Origin of the sequence: Paenarthrobacter sp. AT5 (assembly GCF_032764245.1) — a bacterium.
Lineage (GTDB): Bacteria > Actinomycetota > Actinomycetes > Actinomycetales > Micrococcaceae > Arthrobacter > Arthrobacter ureafaciens.
Genome location: NZ_CP136441.1, coordinates 2,430,570 through 2,449,054, shown reverse-complemented (window position 1 = coordinate 2,449,054; position 18,485 = coordinate 2,430,570). Strand labels below are relative to the sequence as shown.

The following is an 18,485-nucleotide window of genomic DNA, read 5'->3' as shown; positions in this document are numbered from 1 at the left end:
CAAATACCAAACGCCGGCACGAGGAAGACGTCCGCAGGGTGATGGGACCCCGCGGCGGGATCAGTCTTGAGCGGAATCAGGGCTCTTGGGAGGGTCGTCGAGCTGCTCGCTCTTGCGCGCCAGTTCCACAATGGCCCGGATGCTGGCCAGTGCGCCGTCGCTGAGCCCGTGCACACGCAGGGCGATGGTGCGCTCCTGCGGGGTCAGCTCCTGCTCGGTGGCGCTGTCTGGCTCGTTCTCCTCCAGGAAGTAGGACAGGGGGACGTCGAAGGCGTCGGCCAGGGCTCGGAGGTGCTGCAGGCGGGGATTGCGGGCCTCCCCCTTGCGCAGTTGCTGCAGGTAGCTGAGCGACATCGAGGAGATGCCGCGCTGCTCCATTCTCTGGACGATTTCCTGCAGGGTGACGGGGCGACCATGTGGTCCCGCCGTCTCCGCGAACAAGCGTTCTAGTCGCTGGGCGATGGTCACGGAGCTGGATCCTCCTCGTGATTTCAGACATGAAGTCATCGAGGCGAACGGTGCACGCGACGACACCTTCATACTAGTGGAAGATCTTCCAATGCGGTGGCATCGGCACATTTCCGGTTGCGCCGGAGCAGCGGGCAGTCCTAGCCGGCCGTGGGCATGTACGCACTGGCTCCGAGCATCACGGCGGCCGCCAGGCCGGATCCGAGTGTGAGCTCGAGGCGTGTGTGGTGCTTTAGCTTCAGCCGGGCAAAGGCGACCACGGGCAGCAGGGTTGGGAGGGCGAGCAGCCACCAGGGCGAGAGCAGCATCGCCGCGAGGACGACGAGGGAGGTGAAGCAGAACGCGTGCATGGAGACTTTCGGTCCCAGGAGGGTCACTCCCCCGGCAAGGACGAGCCCGGCAACCATCGTCGGCAGGATCCACAGCAGCGTGGGCGGTGCGTCCAGCAGCACCGCCGTTGCCATGCCTCCAAGCACAGACGCCACGCAGACCAGGAAGACCCACCAGCGTTGATCGCGCCGGGTGACGTGTCGGTCGGTGAGCTGCTCGCGCCGCACGGCGACATGGATGGTTGCTGTCGGGATCACTGCGCAGAAAGAGCCGATCAGGATGCCCCATCCGAGACCAACCCATGTATGCGGGTGGCCTGTGACGCCGCAGAGGACGCAGATGAGGAATACGGACACAGCGGGCGCGAACACGTCACTGAGGATCCGGGCGGCCCGGGTCGCAGGATCGCCGGCCGCGGGGATGCGGATTTTCGTTCCGTTCCCGGTCATCGCCCGTCCGTCCCATTCATGGCACTCATCGCCACTCGGATCTCGTAGAGGCTCTGCACAGAGGCGGCCAGGGTTTCGTCGTCTTTCAGCTTGAGCGTGCGGAGCCGGCTCAGGGCGAGTGTGAACCACCCGAGGCTGGGAACGGCGTTCTCGCCGCTGAGATGGCGCACCAGCCCCGCCGACAGGTGCGGATCCTCGGGGTGCTGCCTGTGCAGGGGTTCCAGTGCGGGGTCGTGGTCCTCGCGGATGAGTCTGAGCGCGTCGTGGGTTTCGATGGTGAGCCTTGAGAGCGTCATCAGCTGATCGAACCCCTGCCTGTCTTCGGGCGGAAGCTTTACGTCGGGGTGAAGAGTGGTGGTCGTTCGCCACAGAGGTACGACGACCTCGTGCGCGAGGCGGAGCGCGAGCCTCACCTGCGTTTCTATGCTGATGCGGCGGATGACCCCTGTTGCGAGTCCCAGGAAGAAGAAGCTGACAACGGTGACGAGGAGTTGTGTCCTCAGTTCAGTTCCGCCGACGACCGGACTGCCAAAGAGGTCCAGGAGTGATGAGCCGATGAACAGGGCAGATCCGATGGCCCCCGTAAAGACGAATGCAACCGGAAGGCGGGCGGAGAAGGGTTGGTTCTTCTGCGTCATGGTCCGCCAACAGCCGACGGCAACTACGGCAGTTGCCGCGGCGAATGCAGAGAGGTACAGGAAGTTGTAGGAGATCAGTGCCCAGGCCTGGCCGCGGGCAAGGGCGGCGTCGATGTCGACCCGGTCGTAGATGGTGCCGTCGGCATGGACGGGGATGAACCACACCAGCACGGCCTCGCCCAGGGCGATGGTCCCGGCGAAGAGGTAGATGAACCGGGTTGCACGTCGTGAAAGCGGAGTCGCGCGGAACGTGAGGATGAGCAGCGCCACGGATACCTGGGCGGTCAGGATGGCAAGGCGCTTGAGGAGGTCGACGGCAGGTCCGTCTAAGGGCGGCTCCACGCCACGGCAGACCGTGGCCACGAAGAGGGCGGCACAGGTGACCCTGAGAAGGTTAACCCGGCGTCGGCGTCCTTGATACAGGGCAGAGACGATGATGATCAGGCCCATGGTGATACCGACAATGATGATCTCAGTCATCAGATCTCACCGTCCTCGTTTGATCCGGACAGGAAGGCGAGGACCTCGCTGCGTTCTTCCGATGCCCGCCGCTTCCGGTGCAGAGCATCCATCAGCCGCATGCCGGTGGTCTCGGCGCGCTTCTCCACCGGATCGTCGAACATGCTGCGCAGATGGGTGCAGTCGGTGTCGGCCCGGACGTCGCCGTGCAGGATATGGGCGAACTCGTGGAGGATTGTCTGCTCAATGTTGAGGGGCGGGAGCTCAGGGTCGTAGAAGACGTGGGCCACTCGTCCGATCACAGTGGTGAGGCCGCTGACCTCATGATGGCGCATCTCATCCGGGATGGGCCGTATCACGATCTCGAGGCCGCAAGCTGAGGCGATGGCTTTCCCGAGTGCTTCGAGGCTCAACTCGTTCGGCCAGTCGAAGAGGTCGAGCTGAGCGGGCTTCGGGGTGCAGCTGGTGGGACCGACCTTGGCAGCGCCTTTGCGCATCAGTCGGGCGAACAGGGGGTGACGGGGCTGGCCGTTCCGAGGCGTATCGGCGGTCGCAGCGGATGGAATGAAGGCAGGCATCAGCGTTCCTCTAAATAGCGAGAAGAGCGGACACCGCCTGTCGTTTGTCAACGAAGGGGTACAAGTCCAGTAAAGTTCCGTGTCACAACTTTACAACCTGGGGGGGGTAAGAAAAAAATGAGCGACATGGGGAGAACTGCCCTGGTGATCGGTGCAACCCGTGGGATCGGGGCGGCCACGGCTCGAGCCCTGCTCTCCGCCGGCTACCGGACGGCGGGTACGCATCGTACCGGGGGGACCGTGCCCGAGGGGGTGCTCCCCCTCGAGATGGATGTGCGTGACGGTAATTCGATCGCAGCTGGCGTCAAGGCGGCTGCCGCCGACCTGGGTGGTCTGGATGTGCTCGTCGTCGCAGCAGGGATCACCCGCGACAAGCTGCTCATGCGGATGAGCGAGGAGGACCTGAGCGAGGTCATGCAGGTCAATGCGATCGGGCCGATGCTGGCCTGCAAGGCGGCCCTGGGGCCGATGCTGCGGCAGCGCGGCGGATCGATCGTGCTGGTTTCATCCATGTCCGTGAAGTACGGCGTTGTCGGCCAGTGCAATTACACTGCATCCAAGGGGGCATTGGAAGCGTTTGCACGATCGATGGCCAGGGAGTACGCAGCCCGGAACATCCGGGTGAACGTTGTTGCTCCCGGCGCAACTGATACGGACATGATGGCTGATGTTGCTGAGGAGGCACGGATGGCAATGCTGGAAGGAATCCCGCTGGGTCGGTTCGGGACGGCAGATGAAGTCGCTTCGGCGATCATTCACACCGCGGAGAATACCTACATGTCGGGGGCCACTGTGCAGGTCTCAGGCGGTATTTGATCATGCAGGTCCAGCTGGATGTAGGTTCCTGGGGCCTTTTCTGCGGAAGCGACGGCAAGCAGCTGGTTCTGGTGGACGATAAGCCCTGTGGTCCGGTCTCCGCTCGGAAGCCCACGCGTGCAATTCCCAGGCGTCTTCTACTTGATGAGAACCGCATCGCCCAGGTGATGCGCAGTGGCAATGTAATTTCCGAGACAGTCCCCCATGCGGACGAGCAGTGGGCAGTTGAGGTACGGCCCGTCTTCTCTCCACGTACCTCCACGGTGATCGGTGTCCTCGCCGGCGTGGCCAAAGCGGCTGATCCGCTTCCGGAACCACCGCTGGTCGGTGGCTGGGAATGGGAGATCGAGCGTGACGCCGACGGTCAACCAACACTGCGCCGGCGCACGTACTGGGACCGGAACCTGTTTCGTATCTATGACGTTGACACAAGCGTCGCCCAGCAGCGCAGTGGCTATTGGGAAGCCGGGGAATGGGCGAGCGAGCTCATCGACCAGTCCGACCGGATGCGCGTGAACAGCCTCATCCGCGACGGCATCCAGGACGGGCTGATGGGCGTAACGGGCAAGGTCCGGTGCCTGACCTACAACATCGTCACAGGTTACGGCACGGCTTCACAGGACCGTCGGCACATGCGCCTGGTCGGCGTGATTCCGCCGATCGAGCCCGATCACGACAAGATCTATCTGCAGGGCTTCAGTTACGAGGCCCCGGAGACTTTTCACGATATGGCCTTCGAGCAAGACGCCAATGCGGGGCGCGTGGACGACGTGCTTCGCGGAGTGATGGCCCTGGCCAAGGAACCGATGGCCGTCGTCGACTCTGCAACGCTGGATGTTCTTATGACGTCGCCATCGTGGCGTCGGGAAGACTTCGGGTATGTCGGCGGCCTTGGTGAATTTGCCATTGATGCTTCAGGTGAGTTGCACAGGTTCATCGCGGCTGCGGCGAGGGATACCGCTCGTTCTCAATCGATGGGTCTGGCGCTTCGCCGGGTCGACGGTTCCGTGCAGAATGTGCGCATCACCGCCACCGGAGTCAGGTCTGGGGCTGAAGGGCGGGATGCAGTCATCAGGCTCGACTTTTAGTCGAGTCCACCTGCCCCGCCGTTTCGCAACGGGTTTCGTGCACTGAACACCGCCACGGTACCGATGACGTCGACCTTCACTTGGTCGAAGCTTCGCCGCAGTGCAGCCTCAAGTCCTGCGGCGTCGTCTTCGCGGTTGTGAAAGATGCCCAGGCGGTTGTACAGGGCCATGAAGCCGCGGCCGATGAGGTTGTGGCTCACGCCACTGCCCAGGATGGTACTGCCGAACAGCACACCGTCAGCAGCGAGCCGCTCCCCTAGGTGTTTGAAAGCTACGCCCTTGTCCGCCCAGGAGCCGGGAACGCAGTGGAAGACGTAGTTCGCCGCGATGGAATCGAATTGGCCGAGAGCCTCGGGGATCGGTTCGAGGACGTTCGCGGTCACACCTCTGGTGCTTACGTGGGTGTGGGCGAGTCTGGACGCTGCGTGCTCCACGCTGTTTTCGTTGAGGTCCATGAGTGTGATCTCAGCAGATTCGGGGAGGTCGGCATTGGCGAGGTACCAACCAGTGCCGGGACCGACATCGAGATGGCGGGTGCCGATGCAACGGTTGTACTGGTCTAGCATGAGCTGGCTGGGGCATCGCCAGGCCAGCGAATTGGAGAACTTCACGACGAGCAGGTCGTAGAAGCCCAGCACCGGCTTGCTGTAGATACCTGCGCCGCGGCGCACTTCCTGGTCGTTCATGTGATCGGAGCCTATCGGTCGAGGTCGGCGAAGTGAGGGTGAGCAGGGTGGTTTCACGAAGGAGCAAGGACGGCTGTGCTGGGGTCCGTGTCCACTGGGTAGCTCTGAGATTGCATCCTAGTGGAAGTAGTTCCACTGGTGAAGTCGAGCCGGTGCGGCGTCAGCCGAAGGCCAGCTCGCCGTAGCAAGCGGTCTGAAGGATGATGTCAAGGTCTTGGACGCAGCCGAATCCGAGCTGTTCGGACTCGATGGCGGCAGAGCTGCAGAGGTGGTACCCCTTCTGCTTGGCCTTTCGAAAGGCTTCCTTGATTTGGGCGGCCGACAGCTCGTAGTCCTTGGTCTTGGACTCGTCATCAGACTCTGGATCGTCAAGTGTGATGCTCACGTGCAAGCCGTCCTCTGTCAGCATGCTCCCGTTGTACCAGGGAAGCGCGCCACCGAAGTAGAACTCTTCGACGTCCTGCAGGACTGAAGCTGCTGATTGGGTGAAGATACCGGTGTTGGTCATGTTTCCATTCCTTCGCGATTCCGTGCGATCAGGGCAAAATGACTTCGCGGGAGGCGAGGTCGGAGAGAACGGCCGGATCCGGGACCCGTGCATCGACGCTGTCCTCCTCACAGAGGGCATCGATCAAAGGGTGGCCTTCCAGCGCGCTGCGGGCTTCTGTGGGAGATGCGAAGACGACAGCTGTGCGGGGATGGAACTCCCGGTCGATGAGCACGTAGCCTAGTTCGCCGGGCTCGCGGCGCTGCATGCGCAGCAGGTCGAGATGCAACCGTGCCTGCGCTTCGACGGCGGCGACGTCGATACCAAGATCTGCTGAGAGTCGGTCGTCCACAGTCCTGGGCTTGTCGGACTCCGGGGTCTGCCTCGCGCGTTCAGTGTTGTCGTTGATCATGCTCATCCCCTCTCGTAGGTCTCGTGGAAGCCGACGACTTTGCTGGTGATTTTCCATGCAGCGACGATCCAGGATGATGCGGCCACGGTTCTGCCTCTGGTCCGCGATCTAGTCGAGGGGGTTCCTGTCCGCCACGGTCATCTGATCGATCGCAGTCAACCGTCTGGCGATGGTTTGTTCGAAGCCATTGCCGGTAGGACGGTAATACTGTGTGCCGCGGACGGCATCGGGTAGGTATTGCTGCAAGACAACTCCGTGTTCGAAGTCGTGAGGGTAGAAGTAGCCTTCTCCGTGCCCGAGGCCCTTCGCGCCCGGGTAGTGCGCGTCGCGCAGGTGCACTGGCACGCTCCCGGTCCGGCCGCGCCGGACGTCTTCCAGCGCTTGGTCGATGCCGCGGATGACGGCCGGCGACTTGGGGGCCGTGGCGATTGCGACCGTTGCCTGAGCGAGGTTGAGCCGCGCCTCGGGCATACCGATCAGCTGGACTGCCTGGGCGGCGGCCACTGCGATGCCCAGCACCGAGAGGTCGGCCATGCCGACGTCCTCGGAGGCGTGCACCACCAAGCGCCGTGCGATGAACCTCGGGTCCTCCCCCGCCTCGATCATCCGGGCCAGCCAGTGCAGGGCCGCATCCGGGTCGCTGCCTCTCATGCTCTTGATGAATGCGCTGACGACGTCGTAGTGCTGGTCGCCATCGCGGTCGTAACGCTGCAGCGCAGCGCCGGTGACCTGCTCCAGCACCTCGCGGTCGACGACGCTCTTGCCTGCGGCCTGCGCAGTTGCGACAGCGGTCTCCAGCCGGTTCAGCGCCTGGCGGACGTCGCCGCTGGACAGCCCTGCAATGATCTGCAGCGCGGGGTCGGCGAACCCGATCCCGGTGGCTGAGAGGACCGGGTCCTCCTCTAGGGGACGCGAGAGCAGGTTCACGACCTCGCCGTCCTCCACAGGGCGTAGGACCAGCAGGATTGAGCGCGAGACCAGTGCCGAGTTGACCGAGAAGCTCGGGTTCTCGGTGGTCGCGCCGATGAGCGAGATGACCCCGGCCTCCACGGCGGGCAGGAGGACGTCCTGCTGCGCCTTGGAGAAGCGGTGGATCTCGTCAATGAACACGAGCGTCTGGAGGTCGTCGTCGAGGGCCTTCTGGGCTCCGGCGAGCGTTTTGCGGACATCGGCTACGCCGGCGCTGGTCGCAGAGAGCTCGACGAAGCGGCGGCTGGTCTGGCGGGCGATCACCGAGGCGATGGTGGTCTTGCCGACGCCGGGCGGACCCCAGAGCAGGACCGAGGTCGCACCCTCGCCCTGGGCGAGCAGCTCGAGCGGCGAGCCGGGAAAGACCAGGTGCTCCTGGCCCACGATCTGGTCGAGGGAGGTGGGCCGCATGCGGGCGGCCAGGGGTTGGATGGCACTCATGGTCTACTCCTTGTTTGGTTCGAGGTGGGCGATCTCGGCCTCGACCCGGGCTTCTTCGCTCTGTGCCGTGGCGGTGCGCGCCCTGGCCTCGGCGAGCCGGGCACGCGCCTCGCGCAGCGCCTGCGCGTCCGACATGGCCTCGACGGCGTGGATCGCTTCGAGCACCGGTGCGGCTGCGTACGAGGGCACCCGGACGCCGATCTGCAAGTAGAAGTCGTCACCGTCAGATGCGTGACCGACGCTGGGCGGCCGGCCGAACGCTGTCGTGCACTCCTCGTTCTTGCGCGTGTGGATCCGGCCGGCGAAGACCTGGGCGGCGGTCACGCTGCAGTCCGCGACGGCGGCGTGGATGGCCCGGAGCACCGGCTCGACGAGCTGGGTGTCGGTGCGCTGCTGTGGATTGACGGTCGGCAGGAGTCCGGGGTCGAGGTGGCTGTCTTCGATGCGGGGGTGCATGGTTGCTCCTTTTGCGGCGGGGTGGCCATCAGCTCTCGATGCGCGTGAACGGGCCGGAGTTGTGGACGAACAAGGCGATGATCGGCGCGTACCGGGCGTCGCGGTGTACGCCGCCGGCGTCGGTCCAGCCGCCTTGGGCGTCGAGCGTCCAGCGGTCGCCCGTTGCGTCGAGGTACTCTCCCGGCTCGGCCGGGAGCCGATGCTGTTTCACCATCCGGCGGAGCTTGCGGTCAATGGCGGCGCGTTTCCTGGCCGGCATGGGCGCGCCTGTAGTCCGTTCAGGGGGATAGGCGTCCCCGGGCAGCAGGTTCTGCTGCCTGAAGCGGCGCGGGAACAGTGGCATGGCGGTCCTTTCAATTGACGGTGCTGCGCTCAGGCGGAGACGGCGTCCTCCCGCTCCTTGTGCCGGGCGAGCACCCGGTAGACGGTGCGGTCGGTGACCTCGGCCATGTCGGCGATGGTCCGGGGGTCGATCCCTCTGCCGGCCATCGCGACGATGAGGGTGTCGCGTTCCTGCTTTTGCGCCTGGGCGGCGCTACGGTGTGCCACCGGTGAAGTCTTGATAAGGCGGTCGCGTTCGGCGGTGCTGAGTCCGCCCCAGATGCCGAAGCGCTCGTCGGCGCTCAACGCGTAATCCAGGCACTGTGCGCGCACCCCGCACTGGGCACAGACCTTCTTGGCGTCGGTGGTGTTGCCGCCCTTCTCCGGGAAGAACGCGTCGGGGTCTGTTTCTGCGCACAGGGCATCCCTGCGCCACTTCTCGTCGGGGTCCTCGCCGCTCATGACGGTGCGGCCGGGAGGCGGGTGTTCTGCTGTGCGTGCACCGTGGCTCCTCCTAGAAGTTGTCGTGCGTGTGTCGGTACTTCGTTCTCGGGGTGTGCGGGCACAGAGCCCCGGAGGATCCCATTCCTCCGGGGCTCTGTGCGCGAGGCTTCCGTCCTGTACTCCGGGGCGGCTGCGCCGCGCGCTGCTCCCGCTGTTCCTTTTAGTCACTGAAAAGGTGCGCGAAGTGTTCGTCGCTGAGGTCAATCTCGACACGCTGGCCCTCACGAGAGACCGTGAAGACGCAGCCCTCGTCAGCACTGGGCTGCCATGGTCCGCGCTGGAAGACCTCCCGCCAGACCTTGCTGGCGGCCTCAGCGGGCGATGCAGCATCCTGGTCGATCGTCCATCCGACGAGGTACTCCTCGCTGCCGGTGCCCTCAAACGGGTCGAGCTGATCCCGGGGGAAGACCTGGTCGAGCGCACGCTCGAAGTCTTCCCGGGTGGTGTCGCCGCCGGACACAGCTCCGCGGACGAGGTCGGCAAGGCTGTCGATGTGCAGGCTCATGGGGTTGCTCCCTGGGTTTTGGTTCGGGTGGGGTCTGCTGCGACCAGCGCGGCGATGAGCTCGAGGTCGTCTCCGCTGTCGGGGTCGATGAGGGTCCCGGCGGATCCGATGTCGGCCAGCGGCTGCTCGTGCGTCTTGCCTGCCGTGTCCCGGTAGACGAGCGTCACGCCGGACAGGTCCACGGCCGTGGTGCTTACCGGGGAGGACCCGGAGGCCTCGAACGCCGGCCGGATCGCCTCGATGAGCGCGATGAGGTGCTGTACCTCTGCTTTCCGTTCGAGCAGCGCCTTGCGCTGGAGTGCGCGCTGCTCGAACCGGGCCAGGTGCGCGTCGCAGCAGGTGTCGGTCTTGTCGGGCTCGTCCTTGGGATAGGACAGCAGGTAGTGGTCCGTCTCGACGGATTTGTCGACGAGCGTGTCGAGCAGGATGTCGGCCTGCCGGGCGGTGATGCTGAGGCCGAGGCGCTGCTGCGCCGCTGCCATCAGGACGCCGCCTTCCGGTCCTCCGGGACGATGCCCTTGGTGCACAGCCGGACGAGGGCGGTGAGCATGTCCTGGCGGTGCCCGCCCCAGTGGACAGTGCGGCCGGAGGCCAGCTTGACGACGATCACGGGTGCCTGGGCGTATCCGAGGTCTTCGGTGATGTGGCGGTGGTTTTCATCGCCCTGCTCGATGTCGATTTTGGTGTACTGCATCGCGGGCTGCTGCCGATCGAACAGGCTCTTGGCCTTGTCGCAGTTGGGGCACTCCGCCGGCCCGTAGATGGTGATTTTCGGCGCGGTGTGGGCGGTCCGGGGCAGGTCGCCGATCGTGGTGGGGGTCATGGGACTTGGTTTCCTTCTCTCCCCTGCTGGGGTCGTTGTGGTGTGGAGGCCCTGGCTCTCAGACGTCGGGCTCCAGGTCGAACAGCCCGGGCTGGGCCACACGCTCGCGCAGCTGCCGGGCGGGTTCCTCGCCGAGGCGCTCGACGGCCTTGTCCAGGTCGCGGTAGGCCTCGGACTCGCCGAGTCCACCCATGGCCTCGATCTGGAAGTACAGCTCGGCGAGCTCCCGCTCGCTCAGGCGGTGGCCGAGCACTTCGGGGGCAGCGAGGTCGGTGTACGAGGCGCTGTAGCCCAGCTCCCAGTCGGACTCGGTCTGCTGCTCGGCTGTAAAGGCCACGAGGATGCCGTGGTCGGGCACGAGCGCGCCGACGAGCAGGTCCGCCAGCTGGTCCGGTGTCGGGCTCCACGGCTGCGCCTGCTGGAGGACTGCGCGGACCTTGGTCCGCAGCACTGAGTCGGCGTACAGCCCGGGCTTCCCGCACGGGCAGGTGCCCGCGAGGGGGCCGCGATCGATGGGCACCCAGAGCCCGTGGTCGTGCTCGAGGTGTTGGTCGGCGTCGTGCCGGGCGATGGCTGCTGGTGTCGACATGACCGTGCTGTGCTGCCAGCTGCACCCGATGCACGCCGTGCCGTCTGCGCGCTGCTGGCCGTAGACGTAGACCTCGTGCTTGCCGGGGTGCTTGGCGCGCTTGCCGTCCGGCGTCGCGTCGACCCACCAGTCGGGCAGGGGCGCGTTCACGGCTTCACGTCCTTGGCTGTGCTGTGCATCTCGGCGAGATGGGCGATGGTGCGCCGGCGGAGCCCGTCGTAAAGCGCCCAGAAGGCGTCGTCGCGCGCGGCGAGCTCGTGTATCCAGCTGTTGATCTGTCCGTCCGGGAGCGCTGCGATCTCCGCCGCCTGCTCCGGATCGAGGCCGTGGGCCTCCGGGGCCTCCCGCAGCTCGGCGCGCAGTGACTCTGCGTCGAGCGCGATTCCGGTTGCGGGCCCTCGGTTGTTGTCGGTCATGGGTGGTCTCCTCGGTGTCGCTGCTGGTCGCGGATCGCCTGTCGCTCCCGCTCGCGGCGGGTGCCCTTGCGGGGCTTGGGGGTGTGCCGCTGCGTCGCACTGGACTTGCGGAGTTCCCGCATCCAGTGCGCCTGTTCGGGATTCGCCGACGGCCGGAAGTCCTCGGTGGAGTAGTGCTGCCTGCGCTTTCGGCTCATGGGTTCTTCTCCTCCGCCACGCGGGCGATGTGGCGGGCGCAGCCAGCCGCCCACGTGCGGGCATCGGCGGTCTGCGCGGCGGCCACCGCCTTCGCGGCGCGGTCGGCGTCGATGGGCAGCCGATGCCGGATGAGCAGCGCCAGGGTGACGTCGAGCATCACGGTGCGCTCGTGGTCGCTCAGCTCCGTCTGCTCGGAGTGCTCGTGCACCCCACGGCGTTCGTGCAGGGCACGGTCCGCCCGCGAATCGAGCAGGGTCTGCTCGATCTCAGGGACGAGCTCTTCTGCGGTGGTCGTGGTGGTCTGGGGCGTCATGCGGTTCTTTCCGCCGGGCCGCTTGGCCCGGGATCGAGGAGCCCCGTCGCGCCGCCGTCCCACAGGGACCCGGCCGCGGCGAGGCTGCGGTCGTGTGGTCTGGGTCAGTCCTTCGAGCCGTCGCGGAACTGGAGGTACTCCCGCAGGGTCGGCGCGTCCGCGCCGGGAAGCGAGATCCGGTCGAGGGCTCCGTACAGGTCCTCGTCTCCGATCAGCTCGCCCTCGTGGGCGACGACGGCTTGCGCCAGGCGGACCAGCAGGACCTTCATCTCCTCGGCGCGCTCCTCGTCGGCGGTCCGCAGGCGCTTGATGTCGATGAGGCGCTTCTCGCAGAGGCTCTTGAGGTAGAGCGCGCCCTTGCGCCACTCGAGGAACTCGATCAGCTGTGTGCTGTGATCCAGCGGGGACAGCCGCCAGATCTCGGCGTCGTCCTGGCGGAATGAGAGCTGCTGGTCGATGCTTGAGGCGGTGGTCTTCAGCCAGTGCTCGGTCTGGTTGAGGCCGGCCGGCGTGGTGGTGACCTCGGCCCAGACTGCGTCATCGCGCAGGCAGCTGCGCATCACGGCGTCGAGCGGGTCCTGCAGGCGTGGAGGTGCGGGGCGGGCGGTGGTCGTCATGGTCATGGCGGATGTCCTGGTCGGTCGTGTCGTTGATGGTCTGCGGAGCGTCGGCCCCGACAGCGCGCCCGTGGCGCTGGTTGTGGAATTAGGTCTCAGTTCCTGGTGCCGAAGCGCAGGTCGGGCCAGATGGGCTCGACCGAGACGCCCAGCAACTGGATACGGGGGTCGCGGTCCTTGGCGCGTTTCCAGGCGCGGCGAACGGCTGCGGCCTTGTTCCGGGCCTTCTTCTGGTCGTCGAACGGCCCAATCAGGCGCGAGTAGGTCTGGGGGCTGGCGGACTTCAGGCTCTCGGCCTGCATCATCACCACGACGCCGTAGCCGTTGGCCTCCTCGGCCACCAGGTCCTCCCAGGAATCGTGGGTGCGTTCGGTCTGCGTGCTGTACGCCTTCATGGCGAGACCTCCTGGTCGTCGTGACGGATGTCGATGGGCCGCTCCCAGAGCGGCATCCCGTCCTCGCCGGTCTCGGCCGAGAACTCGAGGCGGACCTCCGGCTGGTCTATGTGTGCGCCGAAGTCCGACCAGCCCGCAGGCGGGAGCCGGTAGATGGGCTGCTCAGCCATGGGACTCGCTCCTTCTCGTTGTGGTGTCGTGGCAATGAGGGGGGACCGGGCCGGGACCCGACCCCCGGCATCACTGCCCCGGCACCCGGGTCGGCCCTGCCGACCCCGACGCTGTGCCCTCCGGTGACCAGCACCCGCAGGGTGCCGGTCACCGGTCGGTCATGAACCAGCTGCGATGCGTTCCGTCCCGGTCATCCTGGTCTCAGCCATGGGGCTGTTCTCCTTCGTTTCCGGGTTGGGTCTGCCGACGTTCGGCGGCCCAGGGGAGGCGGGAGTCCTGGTCAGCGGAGCACCAGAGCCCGCCAAGCGAGGCGCTGCGGTGGGTGTGGGGCAGGTGGTCCTCCCGGTCTCCGCACAGCCCGACGGGCAGACCGGCCGGGTCTCCAGTCAGCTCGGCGAAGCGCAGGCGGTACTCGAGCTCGGCAGCATCCGGGCTCCAGGCCTGGATCTCGATCCCGAAGGGCTGACCTGGAACCTCCCAGTCCCCCGCCGGCTCGCCCAGCAGCGCCGCGCGCTCGTCGAGCAGGATCCGCGAGTCGGCGTGCTTCACCTCGGCGGGCATGGCGGGGTCGATGCTGAACTTCTGGGCGATGGCGACCATGACGCCGTCCTCGACGGCCCGGTACTCCGGCATGTGAAGCTTCAGCGGGCGGACCATGTCGCCCACGTATGCCTCTGTCGCGTCGTGCAGCAACGCCCAGAGCGCATGCTCCGGGGCGACGAGTCGCGAGAGGAGTACGCAGTGCTCGGCGACGGACATGAACCGGCGGACGTGGCCGTTGTAGCGGCACTGCATGGACAGCGCGTGTGCGATGTCGGCGATGTCCACGTCCTCGGGCCGCGGGTCCAGCGGGTAGAACCGGCGACCCGTGTAGGTCTGCATCCAGTTGCCGCGCTGAACTACGGTCGTGGCGGGCCGGGCTCCGGCTGTGGCCATCCCTGCTCCGTGATGGCGAGTGACGCTCCTTGTCCCCCGGGCGGGGTCGAAGCTGGCCGGCAGCTCGCGGTCGAAGAGCTCCTCGAGCAGCGCGACGTCGGGGTCGACGGGTTCGTGCTCTGCGCTCTGGAGCCAGAGCACGCCGTAGCGTTCCCCGGTCTCGCGCAGCACGACGTCGTGCAGGCCGTCGTCGGTGTTGTCGATCGTGTAGTCCGTGTTCGGCCCGAGGGCCGGTGCGCGCAGCGGCTTCGTTCCGGGCCGCGCCTGCATGGCTTCCCTGGCCTCGGCGGTGAAGCGCACGCGCGCTCCGTCGGGCCAGGCCTGGTGCTTCGGGTCATTCATGGATCAGTCCTCCTCGGGCCGGGTGGCACTGGGGTCGGGGTGGTGCGCCGCGGAGCGCCGGCGTGTGGCTGGCGCTCCGCGGCGTCGGAATGGGTCGGTCAGACCCGTTCGGAGACCCACAGGTCGTTGAGGTCGTCCTGGATCTCCTCCTCGAGGGCGACGAGGATCGCCTCCTCGCCGGACACAGCCGAGATGAGGTCGTCCTGGACCTGCTGCTTCTCTGCCAGGACTCCGGGCATCCGCTCGTCCTGAGTGCCCTTGGTGATAATCCGGTGGATCACCACGGGCTTGGTCTGCCCCGTGCGGTAGAGACGGCCGTTGGTCTGCAGGTAGTGCTCGAGCGAGAACGGCAGCGTGTACCAGATCATCGTCGAGCCGCCGTCCTGCAGGTTCAGGCCGTGGCCGGCCGCCGCGGGGTGCAGCAGCATCACCTGGATCTGCTTGGCGTTCCACCGGCGGACCATCTCCCGCGAGCCGTCAAAGACCTGCGCGTCGATGCCCGCCTTCTTGAAGCGCGCCATCAGCTGCTCCAGGTCAGAGCGGAAGTGGTACGCGACCAGCACGGGGTCTCCCCCGCTGTTGCGCACCAGATACTCGGCCATTTCGAGCTTCTTGTCGTGGATAACCTCGTACTGGCCCTTGGTCGCCGGGTCCTCCGGGTCGGCCGTGTAGAGCGTCCCCGAGGCGAACTGCATCAGTTTGCTGGTGAGGACCGCCTGGTTCTCGGCGACGATCGACTCAACGCTCTGGGTGAGCTTGCCGTCCTCGTCCTGGTAGGTCTTCACGACGTCGAGCACGAGGTCGCGCCTGAACTCCTTGTAGGCCTGCATGAGGTCCGGCGGGAGGGTGACGTTGGCGTCCTGGATCGTCAGGCCCGGCAGGTTGAGGTTGGTGTTCTGCGCGCTCATCACCAGGTGCCTGATGGCCTCATGGATCTCGGCCTCGGCGTTCGGGGTCGGGATCCACTTCGCCGGGGTGGTGGTGCCAGGCACCATCTTCGGGATGAACCACCGGTTGCGGAACTCCGTGATGGTCCGGCCCAGGGCCTCGCCCTGGTCGAGCAGGTAGATCTGGCTCCACAGGTCGTGCAGCCCGTTCGGGCTCGGCGTGCCGGTCAGCTCGATGAGCCGCGTGATGGCCGGGCGGACCGCCTTCAAGGCCTTGAACCGGGCGCTGCTGTGGGACTTGAAGCCCTGCGACTCGTCGATGATCACCGTCTGAAACGGCCAGATGAGGGTGTCCTGTCCGTTGATGGACTGGATCGGCATCTGGTCGACCAGGCCGTAGCGGCACTGCGCGCAGCCGTCGCCGCCGCAGCTGCGACAGTCGTGGCTCTCGCGCTCCAGCGCGCCGCGGGTGACGAGCTCGCTGATCGCCTCCTTGACCGCGGTCTTGGTGGGGGCTTTGGTTCCGGACTGCCCGGCAGCCAGCTGCAGGAAGTGTCCGATCAGCTGCTCCTGAGCCATTGGTCCGATCGTCTCGATGAGCCCGCGCAGCCGCACGGCCTCCGGTGAGATCCCGGCGGCGATGGCATCGCCGGTGGGGTCGCCGGTCAGCTGGAGCAGACGCGCACCCTGGGAGGGCTGGGTCAGCAACTCCTGGTTGACGAAGTACATCGTCGGCGGGTCGGAGAAGACTTCCCGAAAGCGTTCCAGTCGCTTCTCCTTGGGCAGCTTCCGGTCGTTCTCGTTGACGATGAGCGACTTGGTTCGGATCGGGAATCCCCATTTGTCGATCTCGTCGAGCCAGGTCGAGCGAGCGATCGCGATCGGTGCGACGACGAGGATGTGGCCCATCGGCCGGACTGTCTGCAGGACGCTGAGGGTCGAAAGCGTCTTCCCGGCTCCGACACCAAGCCAGGCTCCGGCGAAGGGGCGGCTGACGAGGAAGTCGTGGATCTGCTGCTGGTAGGGCTTGAGCACGATGGGCGCGGGTGACGGCTGCGGTGGTGCGATGGTCGTGGTCATGGTGTGCGGCCTCCTCTCGTGGGTTGTCGGTAGTCGGGATCAGGCATGGAATGCCTCGCGGATAAGGCCCAGGCGGACCTCGGCGTCATCGGCCCGGCGTGTCTGGGCGGCGAGCTCTGCCTCCAGCCCGACGATCCTGCGCTGCAGGGCGGTGACACGCGGGTCCTCACCCAGCGCGGTGCGTACGCGCTCAAGCACCGCTTCGGCAGAGGCATCCCCGACGGCCGCATCGGGTATGGGCGTCGCAAACGGCAAATCTTCCTTGGCCTCGGCGGTCATGTCGTCCTCTGCTTCCTGCCCGGGCTCGGGCGCGATCATCAGGTGTCCCCGGCGGCGGGTGGGCCGGGCCGTCGCGGGCTCCGGCTGGTCTTGTTCCGGTGCATCGGGCTGTGCGGGCGCGTCGACGGGCACGGCCTGGAAGGCCGGCTCCCCGGCCCCGTCGAACGAGACCTCGATGAGCTGGTCCGCAGGCAGGCCCTCGGGCTGGGCGTCGAACCAGCGGGAGAAGGCGGCTGGGTGCTCCACGAAGGCCACCGCGACGGTCATCTGCCGTTTCCCGCGTGGCCTGCGGTCTGCGGCGGATACTGCATGATCGGCCCGGTGCCCGCCGAGCAGCCGTTTCATGTCGGCACGGGCGTTCTGCGCCGTGCGGTTGGGTGAGGTCATGTTGCGCGGCACCGAGACGGATCCGCCGGCATTGTTGCGCAGGATGGCGTGGCCCCGGGACGAGACACGCCCAACGCAGCCGGCCCGCATCGCTTCGAGCACGAGCTCCGTGGCCTCGCGATCGAAGGTGCCCAGGTCGGCCCGGGTGAGCTGGCGGAAGGCCGAGGTGGCCTGGCCGTTGCCCTTGGTGACGCGGCCGCTCATCGGGCGGCCTCCGGGGTTCCGGCGTCACCGCGGGCGATCACCGTCCGGGTGCTTTCCGCGGCCAGGAGGTTGAACACCACGGCAGCCGCGTGGTCCTCATCGTCTTCGCCGCACATCCACTGCATGAAGTGGCGGAAGGCGCTGGCGCGGAACTCCTCCATCTCTGCGGCAGTGCTGGCCTGCTCCCAGTCGCGCGAGTCGTACTTGCGCGCTCCACGCTCCACGAGCGCGGCCGTCCTTGTGAGCAGCTGGTCCTGGTAGGGCACCTGAAGCGGTACGAGCAGGTCGAAGCGGGGCTGGCCTGTCTTCACCTCGCGCTGCATGCCGGAGGCGGTGACCCTGCGTGATCCCGAGTCTTTCGTTTTGTAGTCGCGGGCGGCTGTCTCCGGGCCCGCGGCCGTGGCTGTTGCGGTCATGATGCTGCTTTCTGCTGGCTCTCGATCCGGCGGTAACCGAGCACGTGGGTGATGAAGGCGTCGACGGCCTGCTCGTCATCCACGACGTGGATCTCGGCACCGAAACGGCGCATCTTGGCGTGCATGACGCGCTGGCGCTTCTCGAGGTCTCCGCCGGGTCGCTTGACCTCGACGAAGACCGTGCCGGTGGGCGTGAGGACGATTCGGTCGGGGACGCCCCCGCGGGCCGGGGACACGAACTTCAGGCAGAACAGACCGTGCCGGCGGCACTGCGTGAGCAGGTACTGCTCGACGGCCTTCTCCCGCTGGTTCTTCTTCCTCGGCATGGGGCCTCAGTCCTCGTCGGTCCCGGCAGCGTCGGAGGCGTCGCCGTCAAGGAAGTGCCCGAAGCCGACGATGTCCTCGTCGTCGATGTAGGCAGCGATGGCGTCCGGGTCGTAGACGAAGCTCGGGTCGTCAGGGTCGACTACGACCCAGCGCTTGGCCGCATTGCCGTAGTTGGAGAAGCCGTCGATGTCGGCGACGGTCACCAGGCCCTGGTGGGCGAGCTCCTTGAGCCGGGTGCGGATGCCGGAGTCCGAGGAGCGCGGCACCTGGCCGAGGCTGGTGACGACGCGGTCGTGGTAAGCGGCGATGAGCTCGTCGTGGGTGAGCGGGCCCTTCTCGCGGACGATGTCGAGCACGATGGGACGGACGCGGGATGCGCCGAGCGCGGCCTTCACGGCGGCGGCGTAGGAGGTCTCCGGGTCAGTGGAGCGGACAGGGAGTGTTGACTGGGACATGATGGCCTCTCGTGGTCGTGTCGTGTCGAGTCTGAATTGCCTT

The 18,485-nt window shown here is 66.6% G+C and carries 29 protein-coding genes; 2 read left to right on the top strand and 27 right to left on the bottom strand.

From position 1 onward, the window contains the following. Positions 1-60 precede the first annotated feature (60 nt). From RI444_RS11295 to RI444_RS11280, 4 genes are all read right to left on the bottom strand, one after another. Positions 61-507, bottom strand: coding sequence for a hypothetical protein (locus RI444_RS11295; RefSeq protein ID WP_316963747.1), 447 nt, complete (start codon positions 505-507; stop codon positions 61-63). A 101-nt stretch (positions 508-608) separates the two neighbouring features. Further along, a complete protein-coding gene (locus RI444_RS11290; RefSeq protein WP_256248800.1) occupies positions 609-1,247 on the bottom strand; it encodes a hypothetical protein in 639 nt (212 codons plus the stop codon). Next, positions 1,244-2,365, bottom strand: a complete 1,122-nt coding sequence (locus RI444_RS11285) for a hypothetical protein (protein WP_316963746.1) — start codon at positions 2,363-2,365, stop codon at positions 1,244-1,246. The genes RI444_RS11290 and RI444_RS11285 overlap by 4 nt, the downstream gene beginning before the upstream one ends. Beyond that, entirely contained in the window at positions 2,365-2,922 is a 558-nt protein-coding gene (locus tag RI444_RS11280; protein WP_277798890.1) for a hypothetical protein, read from the bottom strand. Before RI444_RS11280 ends, RI444_RS11285 begins: the two co-directional genes overlap by 1 nt. A 126-nt stretch (positions 2,923-3,048) precedes the next feature. On the opposite strand from RI444_RS11280, the gene RI444_RS11275 reads away from it, so the two are divergent. Both RI444_RS11275 and RI444_RS11270 read left to right on the top strand, forming a co-directional pair. After that, on the top strand, positions 3,049-3,738 hold the full coding sequence (locus tag RI444_RS11275; protein ID WP_160147647.1) for an SDR family NAD(P)-dependent oxidoreductase: 690 nt from the start codon (positions 3,049-3,051) through the stop codon (positions 3,736-3,738). Between the two features lie 2 nt (positions 3,739-3,740). Next, the gene (locus tag RI444_RS11270; RefSeq protein WP_071416438.1) at positions 3,741-4,826 is read left to right on the top strand and encodes a hypothetical protein; all 1,086 of its coding nucleotides are present in this window, start codon (positions 3,741-3,743) and stop codon (positions 4,824-4,826) included. On the opposite strand, the gene RI444_RS11265 is transcribed toward RI444_RS11270, so the two are convergent. The 23 genes from RI444_RS11265 to RI444_RS11155 form a co-directional block, all read right to left on the bottom strand. Next, positions 4,823-5,512 carry a class I SAM-dependent methyltransferase gene (locus RI444_RS11265; protein ID WP_056387501.1) on the bottom strand — a complete coding sequence of 230 codons (690 nt, stop codon included), beginning with the start codon at positions 5,510-5,512 and terminating at the stop codon, positions 4,823-4,825. The genes RI444_RS11270 and RI444_RS11265 overlap by 4 nt on opposite strands. 160 nt (positions 5,513-5,672) lie before the next feature. After that, positions 5,673-6,020, bottom strand: coding sequence for a hypothetical protein (locus RI444_RS11260; protein WP_316963745.1), 348 nt, complete (start codon positions 6,018-6,020; stop codon positions 5,673-5,675). 28 nt (positions 6,021-6,048) lie between these two features. Further along, positions 6,049-6,411: a hypothetical protein gene (locus RI444_RS11255; protein WP_056387508.1), complete on the bottom strand. Its 363-nt coding sequence runs from the start codon at positions 6,409-6,411 to the stop codon at positions 6,049-6,051. A 108-nt stretch (positions 6,412-6,519) separates the two neighbouring features. Then, on the bottom strand, positions 6,520-7,821 hold the full coding sequence (locus RI444_RS11250) for a replication-associated recombination protein A (RefSeq protein ID WP_316963743.1): 1,302 nt from the start codon (positions 7,819-7,821) through the stop codon (positions 6,520-6,522). A gap of 3 nt (positions 7,822-7,824) precedes the next feature. After that, a complete protein-coding gene (locus RI444_RS11245; protein ID WP_316963742.1) occupies positions 7,825-8,277 on the bottom strand; it encodes a hypothetical protein in 453 nt (150 codons plus the stop codon). A gap of 28 nt (positions 8,278-8,305) precedes the next feature. After that, positions 8,306-8,620: a hypothetical protein gene (locus tag RI444_RS11240; RefSeq protein WP_133830755.1), complete on the bottom strand. Its 315-nt coding sequence runs from the start codon at positions 8,618-8,620 to the stop codon at positions 8,306-8,308. A 29-nt stretch (positions 8,621-8,649) separates the two neighbouring features. After that, positions 8,650-9,060, bottom strand: a complete 411-nt coding sequence (locus tag RI444_RS11235) for a WhiB family transcriptional regulator (protein WP_142133561.1) — start codon at positions 9,058-9,060, stop codon at positions 8,650-8,652. 202 nt (positions 9,061-9,262) lie between these two features. Next, a complete protein-coding gene (locus RI444_RS11230; RefSeq protein ID WP_071416432.1) occupies positions 9,263-9,607 on the bottom strand; it encodes a hypothetical protein in 345 nt (114 codons plus the stop codon). After that, positions 9,604-10,134, bottom strand: a complete 531-nt coding sequence (locus tag RI444_RS11225; protein ID WP_316963741.1) for a hypothetical protein — start codon at positions 10,132-10,134, stop codon at positions 9,604-9,606. Before RI444_RS11225 ends, RI444_RS11230 begins: the two co-directional genes overlap by 4 nt. Continuing rightward, positions 10,089-10,430, bottom strand: coding sequence for a glutaredoxin family protein (locus RI444_RS11220; RefSeq protein WP_056387525.1), 342 nt, complete (start codon positions 10,428-10,430; stop codon positions 10,089-10,091). Before RI444_RS11220 ends, RI444_RS11225 begins: the two co-directional genes overlap by 46 nt. A gap of 58 nt (positions 10,431-10,488) precedes the next feature. Then, positions 10,489-11,019, bottom strand: coding sequence for a hypothetical protein (locus RI444_RS11215; protein WP_133830757.1), 531 nt, complete (start codon positions 11,017-11,019; stop codon positions 10,489-10,491). Between the two features lie 146 nt (positions 11,020-11,165). Continuing rightward, the gene (locus RI444_RS11210; protein WP_056387532.1) at positions 11,166-11,435 is read right to left on the bottom strand and encodes a hypothetical protein; all 270 of its coding nucleotides are present in this window, start codon (positions 11,433-11,435) and stop codon (positions 11,166-11,168) included. After that, on the bottom strand, positions 11,432-11,632 hold the full coding sequence (locus RI444_RS11205) for a hypothetical protein (protein WP_316963740.1): 201 nt from the start codon (positions 11,630-11,632) through the stop codon (positions 11,432-11,434). The genes RI444_RS11210 and RI444_RS11205 overlap by 4 nt, the downstream gene beginning before the upstream one ends. Next, complete coding sequence (locus RI444_RS11200) at positions 11,629-11,946, bottom strand: hypothetical protein (RefSeq protein WP_056387538.1); 318 nt, start codon at positions 11,944-11,946, stop codon at positions 11,629-11,631. Before RI444_RS11200 ends, RI444_RS11205 begins: the two co-directional genes overlap by 4 nt. Before the next feature lie 104 nt (positions 11,947-12,050). Then, entirely contained in the window at positions 12,051-12,509 is a 459-nt protein-coding gene (locus RI444_RS11195; RefSeq protein ID WP_316963739.1) for a hypothetical protein, read from the bottom strand. Between the two features lie 149 nt (positions 12,510-12,658). Continuing rightward, complete coding sequence (locus tag RI444_RS11190; protein WP_316963738.1) at positions 12,659-12,958, bottom strand: hypothetical protein; 300 nt, start codon at positions 12,956-12,958, stop codon at positions 12,659-12,661. Further along, positions 12,955-13,128: a hypothetical protein gene (locus RI444_RS11185; protein ID WP_156400143.1), complete on the bottom strand. Its 174-nt coding sequence runs from the start codon at positions 13,126-13,128 to the stop codon at positions 12,955-12,957. The genes RI444_RS11190 and RI444_RS11185 overlap by 4 nt, the downstream gene beginning before the upstream one ends. A gap of 202 nt (positions 13,129-13,330) precedes the next feature. Continuing rightward, positions 13,331-14,407: a hypothetical protein gene (locus tag RI444_RS11180; RefSeq protein WP_316963737.1), complete on the bottom strand. Its 1,077-nt coding sequence runs from the start codon at positions 14,405-14,407 to the stop codon at positions 13,331-13,333. Positions 14,408-14,505: 98 nt separating this feature from the next. Next, on the bottom strand, positions 14,506-16,374 hold the full coding sequence (locus RI444_RS11175; protein ID WP_056387546.1) for a DEAD/DEAH box helicase: 1,869 nt from the start codon (positions 16,372-16,374) through the stop codon (positions 14,506-14,508). Positions 16,375-16,413: 39 nt separating this feature from the next. Next, positions 16,414-17,142 (bottom strand): hypothetical protein, encoded by a 729-nt coding sequence (locus RI444_RS11170; RefSeq protein ID WP_316963736.1) that lies wholly within the window; start codon positions 17,140-17,142, stop codon positions 16,414-16,416. Positions 17,143-17,240: 98 nt separating this feature from the next. Beyond that, positions 17,241-17,660 (bottom strand): dATP/dGTP diphosphohydrolase domain-containing protein, encoded by a 420-nt coding sequence (locus RI444_RS11165; protein WP_316963735.1) that lies wholly within the window; start codon positions 17,658-17,660, stop codon positions 17,241-17,243. Then, positions 17,657-17,986 (bottom strand): VRR-NUC domain-containing protein, encoded by a 330-nt coding sequence (locus RI444_RS11160; RefSeq protein ID WP_071416422.1) that lies wholly within the window; start codon positions 17,984-17,986, stop codon positions 17,657-17,659. The genes RI444_RS11165 and RI444_RS11160 overlap by 4 nt, the downstream gene beginning before the upstream one ends. A 6-nt stretch (positions 17,987-17,992) precedes the next feature. Then, the gene (locus RI444_RS11155) at positions 17,993-18,442 is read right to left on the bottom strand and encodes a hypothetical protein (RefSeq protein ID WP_316963734.1); all 450 of its coding nucleotides are present in this window, start codon (positions 18,440-18,442) and stop codon (positions 17,993-17,995) included. Between the last annotated feature and the right edge of the window lie 43 nt (positions 18,443-18,485).